13 protein-coding genes are annotated in these 14,419 nt (G+C 61.3%); 4 read left to right on the top strand and 9 right to left on the bottom strand.

Features of this window, described 5'->3' with window-relative positions:
* The first annotated feature begins 42 nt into the window (after positions 1-42).
* The 3 genes from PSH69_RS13860 to PSH69_RS13850 are packed head-to-tail and all read left to right on the top strand — an operon-like array spanning position 43 to position 5,524.
* Positions 43-1,293, top strand: coding sequence for an exonuclease SbcCD subunit D C-terminal domain-containing protein (locus tag PSH69_RS13860; RefSeq protein ID WP_305412543.1), 1,251 nt, complete (start codon positions 43-45; stop codon positions 1,291-1,293).
* Positions 1,290-4,931: an AAA family ATPase gene (locus PSH69_RS13855; RefSeq protein WP_305412542.1), complete on the top strand. Its 3,642-nt coding sequence runs from the start codon at positions 1,290-1,292 to the stop codon at positions 4,929-4,931. The genes PSH69_RS13860 and PSH69_RS13855 overlap by 4 nt, the downstream gene beginning before the upstream one ends.
* Positions 4,928-5,524, top strand: coding sequence for a glutathione S-transferase (locus PSH69_RS13850; protein WP_305412541.1), 597 nt, complete (start codon positions 4,928-4,930; stop codon positions 5,522-5,524). Before PSH69_RS13855 ends, PSH69_RS13850 begins: the two co-directional genes overlap by 4 nt.
* 66 nt (positions 5,525-5,590) lie before the next feature.
* Here PSH69_RS13850 and PSH69_RS13845 read toward each other — a convergent pair whose 3' ends face one another.
* The 9 genes from PSH69_RS13845 to PSH69_RS13805 form a co-directional block, all read right to left on the bottom strand.
* Entirely contained in the window at positions 5,591-5,848 is a 258-nt protein-coding gene (locus tag PSH69_RS13845) for a hypothetical protein (protein WP_305412540.1), read from the bottom strand.
* The gene (locus PSH69_RS13840; RefSeq protein ID WP_018926170.1) at positions 5,845-6,057 is read right to left on the bottom strand and encodes a hypothetical protein; all 213 of its coding nucleotides are present in this window, start codon (positions 6,055-6,057) and stop codon (positions 5,845-5,847) included. The genes PSH69_RS13845 and PSH69_RS13840 overlap by 4 nt, the downstream gene beginning before the upstream one ends.
* Before the next feature lie 115 nt (positions 6,058-6,172).
* The gene (locus PSH69_RS13835) at positions 6,173-6,298 is read right to left on the bottom strand and encodes a hypothetical protein (RefSeq protein WP_007901166.1); all 126 of its coding nucleotides are present in this window, start codon (positions 6,296-6,298) and stop codon (positions 6,173-6,175) included.
* A 208-nt stretch (positions 6,299-6,506) separates the two neighbouring features.
* Positions 6,507-6,686, bottom strand: a complete 180-nt coding sequence (locus tag PSH69_RS13830; protein WP_305412538.1) for a hypothetical protein — start codon at positions 6,684-6,686, stop codon at positions 6,507-6,509.
* Between the two features lie 155 nt (positions 6,687-6,841).
* Entirely contained in the window at positions 6,842-8,011 is a 1,170-nt protein-coding gene (locus PSH69_RS13825; protein ID WP_305412830.1) for a lactonase family protein, read from the bottom strand.
* Positions 8,004-8,300: a DUF5629 family protein gene (locus PSH69_RS13820; protein WP_305412536.1), complete on the bottom strand. Its 297-nt coding sequence runs from the start codon at positions 8,298-8,300 to the stop codon at positions 8,004-8,006. The genes PSH69_RS13825 and PSH69_RS13820 overlap by 8 nt, the downstream gene beginning before the upstream one ends.
* A gap of 198 nt (positions 8,301-8,498) precedes the next feature.
* The gene (locus PSH69_RS13815; protein WP_305412535.1) at positions 8,499-10,079 is read right to left on the bottom strand and encodes an aldehyde dehydrogenase (NADP(+)); all 1,581 of its coding nucleotides are present in this window, start codon (positions 10,077-10,079) and stop codon (positions 8,499-8,501) included.
* Positions 10,080-10,089: 10 nt separating this feature from the next.
* On the bottom strand, positions 10,090-11,082 hold the full coding sequence (gene araD1 / locus PSH69_RS13810) for an AraD1 family protein (RefSeq protein ID WP_305412534.1): 993 nt from the start codon (positions 11,080-11,082) through the stop codon (positions 10,090-10,092).
* A gap of 43 nt (positions 11,083-11,125) precedes the next feature.
* Positions 11,126-12,448 (bottom strand): MFS transporter, encoded by a 1,323-nt coding sequence (locus tag PSH69_RS13805; protein WP_019650045.1) that lies wholly within the window; start codon positions 12,446-12,448, stop codon positions 11,126-11,128.
* 193 nt (positions 12,449-12,641) lie between these two features.
* Here PSH69_RS13805 and PSH69_RS13800 point away from each other — a divergent pair, with 193 nt between their 5' ends.
* The gene (locus tag PSH69_RS13800) at positions 12,642-14,378 is read left to right on the top strand and encodes an IlvD/Edd family dehydratase (RefSeq protein ID WP_018926177.1); all 1,737 of its coding nucleotides are present in this window, start codon (positions 12,642-12,644) and stop codon (positions 14,376-14,378) included.
* Positions 14,379-14,419: the final 41 nt, after the last annotated feature.

Genomic DNA, 14,419 nt, shown 5'->3' with positions numbered 1-14,419 from the left:
TTTCCACCGCGGCCATCACCTTATTTTGTTGCGGAGTACGCCTTGCGTCTGTTCCACACCTCCGACTGGCACCTTGGGCAGAACCTGCACGGCCAGGAACGCGATTTCGAGCACGCCTGTTTTCTCGACTGGCTGCTGCGTCAGCTGAAGCTGGACCAGCCCGATGTGCTGCTGATTGCCGGCGATATCTTCGACACGGTCAACCCACCGGTCAAAGCCCAGGAACGCCTCTACGACTTCATCGTCAGCGCCCACGAACAGCAGCCCTTGCTGACCATCGTGATGATCGCCGGCAACCACGACTCCGGCTCGCGTATCGAACTGCCCGCGCCGTTGATGCGCCGCTTGCGCACTCACGCTCTCGGGCGCGTGCTGTGGCTGGATGATGGCCAACTGGATGCCGAACGCCTGTTGCTGCCGTTGCCGGATGCCAGCGGCGCAATCGCTGCCTGGTGCCTGGCGCTGCCGTTCCTGCGCCCCGCCGAAGTGACTGGCGCGCAGCTGGGTGACAACTATTTGCGCGGCATCGGCCAGGTTCACGAATGGCTGATTGAAGCGGCGAACGCCAAGCGCAAGCCGGGTCAGGCGCTGATCGCCATCAGCCATGCGCACATGGCCGGCGGTTCGGTGTCCGAGGACTCCGAGCGCAGCCTGATCATCGGCAACGCCGAAGCCCTGCCCGCCAGCCTGTTCGGACCGAGCATCAGCTATGTCGCCCTCGGGCATTTGCACAAGCCGCAGAAGGTCAACGGCGAAGAACGCATCCGCTACAGCGGCTCGCCGATCCCGCTGTCATTCTCCGAGATCGGTTATCAACATCAGATTCTCGACATCAAACTGGATGGCGAAACCCTGCTCAGCGTCGAACCGAAGCTCATTCCCCGACCAGTGAACCTGCAACGCCTCGGCCCCGCGCCGCTGGCGGAGATCCTGCTGCAACTGGCCGACCTGCCCAACATCGACCTGCTCGCCGACATCCAGCGCCAGCCGTGGCTAGAAGTGCGGGTGCGTCTCGACGAACCGCAACCGGACCTGCGCCATCAAGTGGAAACGGCCCTGCAAGGCAAAGCGGTACGGCTGGTGCGGATTGCCGCCGAATACGCCGGCAACGGCAACGGCAGCCGCGACGGCGTCGAGGACGGCGCCACGTTGATCGAACTGGACCAACTGACGCCGCAGGAACTGTTCAGCCGCGCCTGGCAGGACAACTACGGCAGCGAGGTCGATGAGCAAACGCTCAAGGACTTCGCCGAGCTGCTGCAAGACGTGCAGATGGAGAGCGAACAGCCATGAAAATCCTCGCGATCCGCCTGAAAAACCTCGCCTCCCTGGCCGGGCCGTTTGAGATCGACTTCACCGCCGAGCCCTTGGCCAGCGCCGGCCTGTTCGCGATTACCGGGCCGACCGGCGCCGGCAAAAGTACGCTGCTCGACGCGCTGTGCCTGGCGCTGTTTGGCGCCGTGCCGCGGCTGAACAACACCGGCCGCGATGCCAAAGTTCCGGACGCCGATGGCGAAATCGGCACCGGCGACCCACGCACCCTGCTGCGTCGTGGCACCGGAGAAGGTTATGCCGAAGTGGATTTCGTCGGCATCGACGGTCGTCGCTATCGCGCGCGCTGGGAGGCCAATCGCGCTCGGGAGAAGGCCGGCGGCAAGCTGCAAGCCAGTCGCCAGAGCCTGCGCGACATCGATCAGGATCAACTGCTGGCCAGCCAGAAAGGCGAGTACAAGACTCAGCTCGAAACCGCGCTGGGCCTGAACTTCGAACAGTTCACCCGCGCCGTGTTGTTGGCCCAAAGCGAGTTCAGCGCGTTCCTCAAGGCGGACGACAACGACCGCAGCGAACTGCTGGAAAAGCTCACCGACACCGCGCTCTACACCCGCCTCGGTCGCCGCGCCTTCGACAAGACCAAAGAAGCACGCGAAGCCCACAAGCTGTTGCAGGACCAGGCCACCGGGGTCACGCCACTGTCGCCTGAAGCCCGGGCCGAGCTTGATGAGCGCTTCAATGACGCGCAGCAGCAACTCAAGACCCAGCAGGCGCAGCTCAAGCAATTGGAGCTGCAACACACCTGGCTCAAGGATTTGCGTCAGTTGCAGGACGCGCAACAGAGCGCCTCCGAGCAACTGCAGTCCGCCCAACAACACTGGGACAACCTGGCCGGCGAGCGCTTGAAGCTGACCCGTCTGGAGCAATTGGCCCCGCAACGGCACCAGTTCGCGCGCAAGACCGAATTGACCACCCAGCTCACACCGCTGGCGGCGCAGATTCAGCAGCATGCTCAACGGCAAACCGATCTGAACGCGCGTCAGGCTCAGCTCGAACACAGCCTGAGCGCGGCGCAGTCGGCACTGGCCGCCGCACAAAGCCAACACAGCAACAGCGCGCCACTGCTGCGTCAGGCTTTCGAAGAGCAAAGCACCCTCGCCCGCCTGGTCAAGGACGCCAGCCTCAGTGCCGACCTCAAGCAGCAGGCGGAACTGGCCTGCACGCAGGGCCAAAGCACGATTCAGGGCTTGCTTGACCAGCAGAAACAAGTCGCAGAACGGTTGCAGCAAATTGCCGGTGAGCTTGAGAAAAGCACTCATCTGGCGCCGCTGAGCGATGCCTGGAACGCCTACCGCGATCGTCTGCAGCAACTGATGCTGATCGGCAATCGCCTGAACAAGGGCCAGTCCGAACTGGCTGCCCTGGAGCAAAGCGCCACCCGCGCCGCCGAGGATCTGGCCGCTCAACGCCAGAGCCTGGAGCTGCTGTACAAAGAGGCTGGCGCCGAACCCGAAGCCGTGGCCGAGCAGATTCAGATCCTCGGCAGCCTGCTACAGGACAACCGCAAGCAACTGCGGGCCGTTGAAGAACTGACGCGGCTGTGGGCCAGCCAACAAGAACTGGACAAGCGCGGCACCGAACTTCAGCAGCGCCAAGTCGCCGCTCAACAAGCGCGTGATCGTCTGACCCAGGACGGGGTGAAGACCAAGACCGAATTGACGGTCGCCGAACAGACCCTGACCGTCACCCGCGAGCTGCTGGAACGTCAGCGCCTGGCGCGCAGTGCCAGCGTCGAAGAGCTGCGTTCGCAACTGCTGGACGATCAGCCGTGCCCGGTCTGCGGCAGCCCGGACCATCCTTATCATCAGCCCGAAGCCTTGTTGCAAAGCCTCGGCCGCCACGATGAGAGCGAACAGGCCAACGCCCAGAAAGCCGTCGACCTGCTCAAGGAAAAACTCACCGAGCTGCGCGCCGAAGTTGGCGGCTTGATTGCTCAACAAAAGGAATTGCTGCAGCAGCAAGAACAACTCGCCACTCAACAACAGAGCCTGACACCGAGCCTGGAAGCGCACCCATTATCCGCCCAACTGTTGGCCCAGGACGCGAACAAACGCGATGCCTGGCTGACCCAACAAAGCAGCCAGCTGAACCAGAGCATCACCCAGGACGAACAGCGGCAAACCGCCCTGCTCACCCTGCAACAGGATGCCGCGCGACTGGCGCAACAACTGCGCAGCGCCGAAGCGGCGAACCAACAGGCGACACAACACCTGCTCAACCAGCAACGGGAGTTGAGCAGCGATCGCCAACGCCTGGACGAAGAACTGAGCGCGTTCAGCAGCCTGCTGCCAGCCGAGACGCTGGAAGCGCTGCGCAACGAACCCGCCGCGACTTTCATGCAGCTCGACCAGCAGATCGCCCAGCGCCTGCAACAACTCGAACAGCAGCGCGATGAACTCGGCGAACAGCAACAACGCCAGCAGACGCTGGACAAAGAACAGGACCGCCAGCAGACCCGCACCCAGCAACTGGACGCCGCGCAGCAGCAGTTCAGCGCGTTGGCCGGGCAACAACAGGCTTGCCAGGAAAAACTGACGCAACTGCTGGGCGAACACGCCAGCGCCGAACAATGGCAACAGCAACTGGATCAGGCCGTCGAACAGGCGCGCAATGCCGAAGCGACGGCCAATCAGGAACTGCAAAGCGTGCGCACGGGCCTGGTGCAACTGGCCGCCGAACTCAAGGCGCAACAGGAACGTGCACAAGCCCTGGAAAGCGAAGACCGCGAGCTCAACAGCAAGATCACCGACTGGCGCGCGCAGCATCCAGAACTGGACGACGGTGGGCTGGAAGCGCTGCTCGGTGTCAACGACCAACAGCTCAGCGAGCTGCGTCAACGATTGCAGCAAAGCGAACAAGACATCGCGCAAGCCAAGGTGCTGTTGCAGGAGCGGGATCAGCGCTTGCGCGATCATCAGGCGCAGCACAACGGCAACCTGGACGCCGAACAACTGGCCACGGCACTGGCCGAGCTGCAAAACCTGTTCGCCGCCAGCGAGCATCGCTGCGCCGAATTGCGTGCTGAACAAACCGAAGATCAGCGTCGACAAAACGCCAATCAGGCGCTGGCGCAGCAGATCGCCGACGCCTACGCCGAGTACCAGCGCTGGGCGCGCTTGAATGCGCTGATCGGTTCGGCCACCGGCGACACCTTCCGCAAAATCGCCCAGGCCTACAACCTCGACCTGCTGGTGCATCACGCCAACGTCCAGTTGCGGCAACTGGTGCGGCGCTATCGCCTGAAACGGGGCGGCAGCATGCTCGGGTTATTGGTGATGGACACCGAGATGGGCGATGAACTGCGCTCGGTGCATTCGCTGTCCGGTGGCGAGACGTTCCTGGTGTCGCTGGCGCTGGCGCTCGGTTTGGCATCGATGGCATCGAGCACGCTGAAAATCGAATCGCTGTTCATCGACGAAGGCTTCGGCAGCCTCGACCCCGAATCCCTGCAACTGGCCATGGACGCCCTCGACGGCCTGCAGGCGCAGGGACGCAAGGTCGCGGTGATTTCCCACGTACAGGAAATGCATGAACGGATTCCGGTGCAGATCCAGGTCCACCGCCAGGGCAACGGCCTGAGTACCCTGGAGGTGAAATGATCACGCTGTATTCGTTCCGCCGCTGCCCCTACGCCATGCGCGCACGCATGGCCCTGCGTTATTCGGGGGTTGCGGTGAATATCGTCGAGGTCAGCCTCAAGGCCAAACCGGCCGAAATGCTCGCGCTGTCAAGCAAAGGCACGGTGCCGGTGCTGAGCGTGGACGGCCGGGTGATCGATGAAAGCCTGGAGATCATGCGCTGGGCGCTGGCGCAGAACGATCCGCAGGACTGGCTGCTCAAGGATGACCCTGTCGGGCAGCGATACATCGCCGGGCTGATCGAAGAAAACGATTCGGTGTTCAAGGTGCACCTCAATCGCTACAAATACGCCGAGCGTTATCCCGAGCAGCCAATGACGTTTTATCGCGCCGAGGGCGAGGTGTTCTTGCGCAAGCTGGATCAGTTGCTGGAGGGGCGCGACTACTTGCTGGGCGAGCACCCGAGCCTGGCCGATGTCGCCTTGATGCCGTTCGTGCGGCAATTCGCCCATGTGGATCGCGAGTGGTTCGGGCAGATACCTTATGTGCGATTGCAGGGCTGGTTGCAGCGCTTTCTGGAATCGGATCTGTTCACCGGTGTGATGCAGAAGTAGCCTTTGTAGCAGCTGCCGAGCGTGCGAGGCTGCTGCTACAGGTGTGGTTGTGTGCAGGTAAGGGAGTCAAGCCAACACTTCACACATCCCCAACGCCGAGCAATCCACCTGGAATGGCCCGAAAAATTCGCCATTGGATTTGCTCGGCGGATTACCCACCAGCAACTCCAGCGCTTTGGCGGTCTGGATGTTGTGGGCGATGTTATGGTTGCATTCGATGGCCCGTGCCAGCGAGCCCGCCGAGCCCTGCCCGATCCCCAACAACGAAGCGCCATTGGTCATGAACGCCAGAAAGGCGATGACCCAGAGTCTGCGTCCTTTCATGCCCCTGCCACTCCCGCCAAGTCGACGTCATCAACCACCGCGTGTTGAGCGCGGTGTTCGAACTGGATGCCGGGATAAGCGACCTGAATCGGAGCTTGAAGGCTGTGTTGCGATTGAGCCGAAAGGCTGACGACCAACACCATGGCCACGTAAAGACCAATGGCCAAGTAGGCGCCGTGTTTGGCAGAAGTGAGTATGGTGCTGGCCATGGTGTTCTCCGTGGGCATGTTTCAGTGCCCACAGAATCGATCAAAAAACAGAAGATAACTAGCGACCTTTATGCATAGTAGCTATCAGTTTTATTGATCTTTAACCCAGCGTGTTTCAATCCTCGATAAAACTCATCAAGCGCTCACGGGCCGCGTCCGGCTCGTTGGGAACGGGCTGGGCAGCCGACAGAATCGGGGTGGAATAGAGAAACAGGAGAACCACTGCCAGACGCATCGCCATGCTGTCGATCCTTATTAGAGAAGGAGTCAAAAAATCAGCGTCAAATTTAAACACATGGCCATGTGATATCAAGCAATACATTGATGGCAATATGATGCTATCGTAAATGCGTTATGCAGGAGCGACATCACTTCGAGGCTTTTCGACGCCTGTGGGGGCCGATCGGCAAGTGACTTCGCTCCTGCATAAAGGGTGCAGGGCTGACATTTCAGTGTTGGTTTTTGTGATCCAGCGCGGCGTAGAAGTTGGCGCTCTGTTGCAGGTATTTCTGGGTGTAGCTTTGGGTGTGGGATTTTTTGTCGCTGATTTCAACGCTGGCGCTGGCAGGCAGAGCAACACTGGCGGAAATAGCGGAAGCGGCGATAACAGAGAAGAGATTGAAGTTCATGACGGTATTCCTCGATTCAGTTGGCTTGCTTGCCCGGTTGGGCCGTGAAGCAAACTTAACTCCCGAGGGTCGGCGCCTTGAAATGCTTTGTAGCATTAGCCGATATCAGTCTCATTAATAGAAGGTTGCAGGCCCCATCAATCGGGGCCTGCGGCCTATTGACGCAGCAGGAACTTGAGATCGCTCGGGGCATCCATCGGCAGTTTCTGCACGGTTTTGCCCAGCAGACCGGTCTTGGCGTCGCGCTCGACGACGACAATCTGGTTGCTCTTCTGGTTGGCAATCAGCACGAATTTGCCACTCGGATCGAGGCTGAACTCGCGCGGATGATCACCGTCCACCGAGCGGCGCTGAAGCTCCTTGAGGTGCCCGGTTGCCGGGTCGATGGCGAACACCAGCAACTGATTGGCGGTGCCACGGTTGCTGACGTAAAGGAACTTGCCATCGGCCGAGGCATGAAGCGCCGCCGCAGCCTTGCCCGATGTGGGCAGCCCCGCCGCCAGATCGACCAACTGCGTTTGCACGAGTTTGCCGTCCTGATGGTCGAACACCGCCACCTGTGCGCTCATTTCCAGGGTCAGCCAGGCGTGCTTGCCATCAGCGCTGAACAGCAAATGTCGCGGCCCGCTGCCGGGGGGCAACGGGACGGACGCGGGCTTGGCGGCAGTCAACGGCAGTTCCGGATTGGCCTTGGGGTCGAAGCGATAGATAAAGATCTTGTCCGCGCCCAGGTCATTGGAAAACACGTATTGACCATCCGGCGAAGAGATCGCCGAATGCACGTGCGCCGACATCTGCCGCTCGGGGTCGATCCGGCTGGACGGATGACCGCTCATCTGCACGACGGGTCTCAGCTTGCCATCGGGGCTCACCGGTAACACTGCCAGGGTGCCGCCCGGGTCCTCGGCCACCGAGTAGTTGCTGACAAACAGATGGCTGGCATCGCCGCTGATGCTCGAATGGGTCGGCTCGTTGCCCAGGGTTTGCACCTGGTTGATCAGGCTCAGTTCATGGGTTTTCGGATCGATAGCGTAACTGCTGACGCGCCCTACCGGATCGGCCTGCCCCGGGCCGTTTTCGTTGACCGCGAACAAGCGACGTTGATCCTTGGACACGGTCAGCCAGGACGGGTTGGCGCTCTTCACCACTTGCAGCGGCTTGGCATCGATCTGCCCGGTGCGGCTGTCGAAGTTCAGGCGATAAATCCCCTGGCTCTGGCCGGCGGTGTACGACCCCACCAGCAATTCGTAGTTGTCGACCGACGCCGCCTGCACGCCCATCGCGCCGACGCTGCCGGCAATCAACAGTGGCCAGAAGTTACGCATCCTCATTCGTTTCGTCCTCGTCATCCTGACCACCAAACGCTTCCATAGGCACCAGCCGGTGTTCACCGGAATCACCGATGATGATCCAGCTCTTCAAATCGGGATCGAAAGTCGCCGCCTTGATCTGCGCCATGCTGAACTCCCAACGCTTGAGCGCCCGACCGTCCATGCATTCGATGTGCAGGTTGTCGTCTTCATCGAGGGAGAAATCGAAGGCGTGCAGCCCGTCGATCTCCAGCATGTCGCAGTGTTCGAGGGCGTTGAGCAAGGTGTCGTTTGCGGCAGTCATGGCAGTCAATCTTTGAATGGGAAAGGGCAATGATAGCTCATCACACCGCAATGATCGTTCCCACGCTCCGCGTGGGAATGCCTCAACGGACGCTCTGCGTTCGGCTGTTGATGTGACGCGGAGCGTCACGGGCTGCATTCCCACGCAGAGCGTGGGAACGATCAGTTACAGCGGACCGAGCCAATCAGTTGTGGGCGGCTAGAGAGCATCACGCGATGGTTTGCCATCGACCAGGCGCTGGATGCGCAAAGGATTGCCATTCTTCAACGCGTCCGGCAGCAGGCTATCGGGGTAGTTCTGGAAGCACACCGGGCGCAGGAAACGGTCGATGGCCAGGGTGCCCACCGAAGTGCCGCGCGCATCGGAAGTCGCTGGATACGGTCCGCCATGGACCATCGAATCGCAGACTTCCACACCGGTCGGATAACCGTTGAGCAAGATCCGCCCGACCTTCTGCTCCAACAAGGGCGTCAGCTCGCCGAAGCGTTCGAAGTCCGCCGGCTCACCGATAATCGTTGCCGTCAGTTGCCCGTGCAGGCCGTTCAGCGCAGCACTGAGTTGCGCCTGATCCGCCACTTCAACAAACACCGTGGTCGGGCCGAACACTTCCTCTTGCAGCACTTCATCGCCATCGAGCAACAGACTCACATCCGCCTTGAACAATTGCGGCTGCGCCTGATTGCCTTGTTGCGAATTACCGGCCAAGTGCTCGATTTTCGGATGCGAAAGAAGCTTGTGCAGGCCTTTGCCATAGCTGCTCAAGGTGCCGGCGTTGAGCATGGTTTGCGCCGGCTGATCGCCGATCAGCCCGGCCACCTGCTGCACGAACGCACTGAACTGCGGCGAACGAATGCCGATCACCAGCCCCGGATTGGTACAGAACTGCCCGCAGCCCTGCACCACTGAAGCCGTGAGGTCACGGGCGATGCTTTCAGCACGAGTATCCAGCGCCTGCGGTAACACGATCACCGGGTTGATGCTCGACATCTCGGCGAACACCGGAATCGGCTGCGGCCGTGCCGCGGCCATGTCGCACAGCGCCCGGCCACCTTTCAGTGAACCGGTAAAACCGACCGCCTGAATCGCCGGGTGCTTGACCAGCGCTTCCCCTACCCCACCACCGTAGATCATGTTGAACACACCGGCCGGCATGGCGGTTTTCTCGGCGGCGCGGATCACCGCGTCGGCCACCCATTCAGCGGTTGCCATGTGGCCGCTGTGGGCCTTGAACACCACCGGGCAGCCGGCGGCCAAGGCCGAAGCGGTGTCGCCGCCAGCCGTGGAGAACGCCAACGGAAAGTTACTCGCGCCAAACACCGCCACCGGCCCCAGACCGATACGGTACTGACGCAGGTCCGGACGCGGCAGTGGCTGGCGTTCCGGCAGCGCCAGATCGATCCGCGCGCCATAGAAATCACCACGCCGCAGCACCTTGGCGAACAGACGCATCTGGCCGCTGGTGCGCCCACGCTCACCTTGAATCCGCGCCGCCGGCAACGCGGTTTCGCGGCAGACCACGGCCACGAACTCATCGCCCAGGGCATCCAGTTCATCGGCAATCGTGTCCAGAAATTGCGCACGGCGCTCGGCGCTCAGGCTGCGATAGGCCGGGTAAGCGGCGGCGGCAGCCTTCGCGGCGGCGTCGACTTCTGCAGCGGTGGCCTGGTAGAAATCGTGGGGCAAGGCCTCGCCAGTGCTGGCATCGACGCTCTGCAGTTTGACGGTGCCGGCAGCGCTGCGCTCGCCGCCAATGTAGTTGTGACCAAGAATCCGGGTCATGGGTGTCTCCTTAAAGTGTGCCGACAGTGCCGGGTTCGAACGCTGCTTCAACCGGAGCGATGCCGTTGATCAAGGGTGCGCCGAACTCGGCCTGGCTGATCTCGAACACATCGCCCGGCCGGGTACGGATGCCATCGGCGAAGGACAGGGTCGCGGTGCCAAAGAAGTGGATGTGCACGTCGCCGGGGCGCAGGAACTGGCTGTACTTGAAATGGTGATACTCGAGGTTTTCCAGGCTGTGACACATGTTGGCTTCGCCACTGAGGAACTCGTTCTGCCACAGCACTTCGCCGTCGCGCAGGATGCGACTGGTGCCTGCCAGGTGTTGCGGCAATTCGCCGACCCGAAGCTCCGGGCCATAGCTGCAACTGCGCAGTTTCGAATGGGCCAGGTAAAGGTAATTCTTGCGTTCCATCACGTGATCGGAGAACTCGTTGCCCACCGCAAAACCGAGGCGATACGGTTTGCCGTCGTGGCCGATGACATAGAGGCCGCTGAGTTCGGGCTCTTCCCCGGCATCTTCAGCAAAGGGCGGTAGCGGGAAAGGCTTGCCCGGTCGCACGACGATGCTGCCATCGCCCTTGTAGAACCATTCCGGTTGCACGCCGGCCTGGCCGGCTGCAGGTTTACCGCCCTCCACACCCCACTTGAAGATGCGCATGGTGTCGGTCATCGCCGCTTCATCGCCGGCCTGCTGATGCATTTTGTCCCGAGCCGAGGCGCTGCCCAAATGGGTCAGGCCGGTGCCGCTGACCAGCATATGCGCCGGGTCCGGGTGATCCAGCGGCGGCAGGATGCGCAGCTTGGCCAGCAGCTCGGCATAGTTGTGGCTGATGCCCAGCCCCAGGGTTTGAACCTGTCGCTCAAGACTGGCACCCGCCTCGATCGCCGCCAGCGCCAGATCCCGCATCGTGTGCGCATCCTGCACTTCACGCACCAGACCGTCTTCGACCACGCCGACGCGGCGTTCGCCATTACTCAATTCGAACTGAACTAAACGCATGAACCTTCTCCTGTTAATGCAGAACTTGTTGGCCAATCTCGCGTCAGGTACGGGTAGCACCGCGGGCACTTGCCGCGAACTGGTCGGCCGGCAGCACATGCTTGCGTTCCAGCAGGCGATACACCACGCCGGTCAGGACCAGACCGAACACCATCACGCAGGACAGGAAATACAGCCCCGACGCCAGGTTGCCGGTGTATTCCTTCAGCGCACCAATCACGAACGGGCCGATGTAGCCGCCGAGGTTGCCCACCGAATTGATCAACGCGATTCCTGCCGCCGCACTGGCGCCGGCGAAGAAGCGCCCCGGCAAAGTCCAGAACACCGCCGTGCAGGAAAACAGCGCGAACGCCACCAGGCACAGCGCCGCCAGTTGCAGCACCGGTACCGACAGCCAGGCGCTGAGGAACAGGCCGATGGCACCCAACACATACAGCACCGCCAGATGACCGTAGCGATCATTCAGGCGGTCGGAACTGCGCGGAATGATCAGCAAACCGATGATTCCGAAGATGTACGGCACCGATGACACGAACCCGGTCACCAGGTCCGTGCCACCGAACTGCTTGATCAGCGTCGGCAGCCACAAACCGAGGCCATAGATGCTCAAGGTCACCGGCAGATAGAACAGCGCCAGCAGCAACACCCGTTTGTCCTTCAGTGCATGCAACGGATTGCCGTGGCAGGTCTGGCCATACTCGGCGAGGTCTTTTTTCAGTTCCCCGGTCAGCCAGTCTTTCTCGGATTGATCCAGCCATTTCACTTGGTCCGGGCCGTCCGGCAAGTAGCGCAGCACCGGCCAGGTCAGCAGGATCGCTGGCGTACCGATGACGATGAACAGCCACTGCCAGCCGTGCAGGCCAAGGACGCCGTCCATGCCGAGCAAGCCGCCGGACACCGGGCCGGTGATCATCATGGCGATGGGTTGGGAAAGGATGAACAGCCCGAGGATCTTGCCGCGATGGCGAATCGGGAACCATTGGGTGATGTAGTACAGCACGCCCGGAAAGAACCCGGCTTCGGCCGCGCCGAGCAGAAAACGCATCACATAGAAGCTGTTCGGGCCCTGGACGAACGCCATGCCGATGGTGATAGCGCCCCAGGTGACCATGATCCGCGCGAACCAGCGTCGGGCGCCGAAGCGGTCGAGCATCAGGTTGCTGGGGATCTCCAGCAGAAAGTAGCCAATGAAGAAAAGCCCGGCACCAAATCCGTAAGCCGCATCACCGATGCCGACGTCGGCGCCCATGTGCAGCTTGGCGAACCCCACGGCGGAGCGATCCACATAGGCGATCAGGTACAGCAGGATCAGGAAGGGAATCAGTTTCAACGTGATGCGACGGATAAGCCGCAATTCCTGGCTCATGAGTTCGGTCTCCGATTGTTGTTGTTATAGAACCTCGGGGGACGCCTCTCGCGGAAAACCATCAGGGCCGTCCCTCCGTTGAAAACGACTATATAGTATTACTATTTAACCAACAACACTTCCAAACATCCGAAATTGCGCTTATGTTACGCCACAGCTCGAACAATATAGTCATACAATAAGAGAACCGATCATGACTGATAAGAAACCCACCCTGCGCTCCGCCCAATGGTTTGGCACTGCCGACAAGAACGGCTTCATGTACCGCAGCTGGATGAAGAATCAGGGCATCGCCGACCATCAGTTCCACGGCAAGCCGATCATCGGCATTTGCAACACCTGGTCGGAACTGACTCCGTGCAACGCGCATTTCCGCCAGATCGCGGAGCACGTCAAACGCGGGGTGATCGAAGCCGGTGGCTTTCCTGTGGAATTCCCGGTGTTCTCCAACGGCGAATCGAACCTGCGCCCCACCGCCATGCTCACCCGTAACCTGGCGAGCATGGATGTCGAGGAAGCCATTCGCGGTAACCCGATCGATGGCGTGGTGCTGCTGACCGGTTGCGACAAGACCACTCCGGCGTTGCTGATGGGCGCGGCCAGTTGCGACGTGCCGGCAATCGTCGTCACCGGCGGGCCGATGCTCAACGGCAAGCACAAGGGCCAGGACATTGGTTCAGGCACGGTGGTGTGGCAGCTCAGCGAACAGGTCAAGGCTGGCACCATCACACTTGATGATTTCCTCGCGGCCGAGGGTGGCATGTCCCGTTCCGCCGGTACCTGCAACACCATGGGCACCGCCTCGACCATGGCTTGCATGGCCGAAGCACTGGGCACTTCCCTGCCCCACAACGCGGCGATTCCAGCAGTCGATGCGCGCCGTTATGTGTTGGCGCACATGTCGGGTATGCGTGCGGTGGAGATGGTTCGCGAAGATTTGAAGCTGTCGAAAATCCTCACCAAGGAAGCCTTCGAAAACGCCATCCGGGTGAACGCTGCCATCGGCGGTTCGACCAACGCGGTGATCCACCTGAAAGCCATCGCCGGACGCATCGGTGTCGAACTGGACCTGGACGACTGGACCCGCATCGGTCGCGGCATGCCGACCATTGTCGACCTGCAACCGTCCGGGCGCTTCCTGATGGAAGAGTTCTACTACGCCGGTGGCTTGCCTGCGGTGCTGCGTCGCCTGGGTGAAGCCAACCTGATTCCGAACCCGAACGCCCTCACCGTCAACGGCAAAACCCTCGGCGAAAACACCAAGGACGCGCCGATCTATGGCCAGGATGAAGTGATCCGCACCCTCGACAACCCGATCCGCGCCGACGGCGGCATCTGCGTGTTGCGCGGCAACCTGGCGCCATTGGGTGCGGTGCTCAAGCCCTCTGCGGCGAGTGCCGAGCTGATGCAACATCGCGGGCGTGCAGTGGTGTTCGAGAACTTCGACATGTACAAGGCGCGGATCAACGATCCAGAATTGGACGTGGATGCCAACTCCATTCTGGTGATGAAAAACTGCGGTCCGAAGGGTTACCCGGGCATGGCCGAAGTCGGCAACATGGGCTTGCCGGCCAAGCTGCTGGCCCAGGGTGTGACGGATATGGTGCGGATTTCCGACGCACGTATGAGCGGCACGGCGTACGGTACCGTGGTCTTGCATGTGGCACCGGAAGCCGCCGCCGGCGGGCCTTTGGCGGCAGTGAAGGAAGGCGACTGGATCGAGCTCGATTGCGCCAGTGGACGTTTGCATCTGGACATTCCGGATGCCGAACTGGCCGCGCGCATGGCCGATCTGCAACCGCCACAACAGTTGCTGGTGGGCGGTTATCGTCAGTTGTACATCGACCATGTGCTGCAGGCAGATCAGGGCTGCGACTTCGACTTCCTCGTCGGTTGTCGTGGAGCCGAGGTGCCGCGTCACTCTCACTGACCCTTCCGCCGATCGTTCCCACGCTCCGCGTGGGAATACCT

The sequence above is a fragment of the Pseudomonas sp. FP1740 genome, assembly GCF_030687165.1.
Classification (GTDB): Bacteria; Pseudomonadota; Gammaproteobacteria; order Pseudomonadales; family Pseudomonadaceae; genus Aquipseudomonas.
The sequence above is the reverse complement of the archived record's forward strand: the minus strand, read 5'-3'. Positions and strand labels throughout refer to the sequence as shown.

What these genes read in the sequence shown, in the direction of transcription:
- PSH69_RS13855 (WP_305412542.1), top strand. Translation starts at nt 1,290, where the DNA reads ATGAAAATCCTCGCGATCCGCCTGAAAAACCTCGCCTCCCTGGCCGGG.
- PSH69_RS13850 (WP_305412541.1), top strand. Translation starts at nt 4,928, where the DNA reads ATGATCACGCTGTATTCGTTCCGCCGCTGCCCCTACGCCATGCGCGCA.
- PSH69_RS13845 (WP_305412540.1), bottom strand. Translation starts at nt 5,848, where the DNA reads ATGAAAGGACGCAGACTCTGGGTCATCGCCTTTCTGGCGTTCATGACC.
- PSH69_RS13840 (WP_018926170.1), bottom strand. Translation starts at nt 6,057, where the DNA reads ATGGCCAGCACCATACTCACTTCTGCCAAACACGGCGCCTACTTGGCC.
- PSH69_RS13835 (WP_007901166.1), bottom strand. Translation starts at nt 6,298, where the DNA reads ATGGCGATGCGTCTGGCAGTGGTTCTCCTGTTTCTCTATTCCACCCCG.
- PSH69_RS13830 (WP_305412538.1), bottom strand. Translation starts at nt 6,686, where the DNA reads ATGAACTTCAATCTCTTCTCTGTTATCGCCGCTTCCGCTATTTCCGCC.
- PSH69_RS13825 (WP_305412830.1), bottom strand. Translation starts at nt 8,011, where the DNA reads ATGCGTAACTTCTGGCCACTGTTGATTGCCGGCAGCGTCGGCGCGATG.
- PSH69_RS13820 (WP_305412536.1), bottom strand. Translation starts at nt 8,300, where the DNA reads ATGACTGCCGCAAACGACACCTTGCTCAACGCCCTCGAACACTGCGAC.
- PSH69_RS13815 (WP_305412535.1), bottom strand. Translation starts at nt 10,079, where the DNA reads ATGACCCGGATTCTTGGTCACAACTACATTGGCGGCGAGCGCAGCGCT.
- araD1 (WP_305412534.1), bottom strand. Translation starts at nt 11,082, where the DNA reads ATGCGTTTAGTTCAGTTCGAATTGAGTAATGGCGAACGCCGCGTCGGC.
- PSH69_RS13805 (WP_019650045.1), bottom strand. Translation starts at nt 12,448, where the DNA reads ATGAGCCAGGAATTGCGGCTTATCCGTCGCATCACGTTGAAACTGATT.
- PSH69_RS13800 (WP_018926177.1), top strand. Translation starts at nt 12,642, where the DNA reads ATGACTGATAAGAAACCCACCCTGCGCTCCGCCCAATGGTTTGGCACT.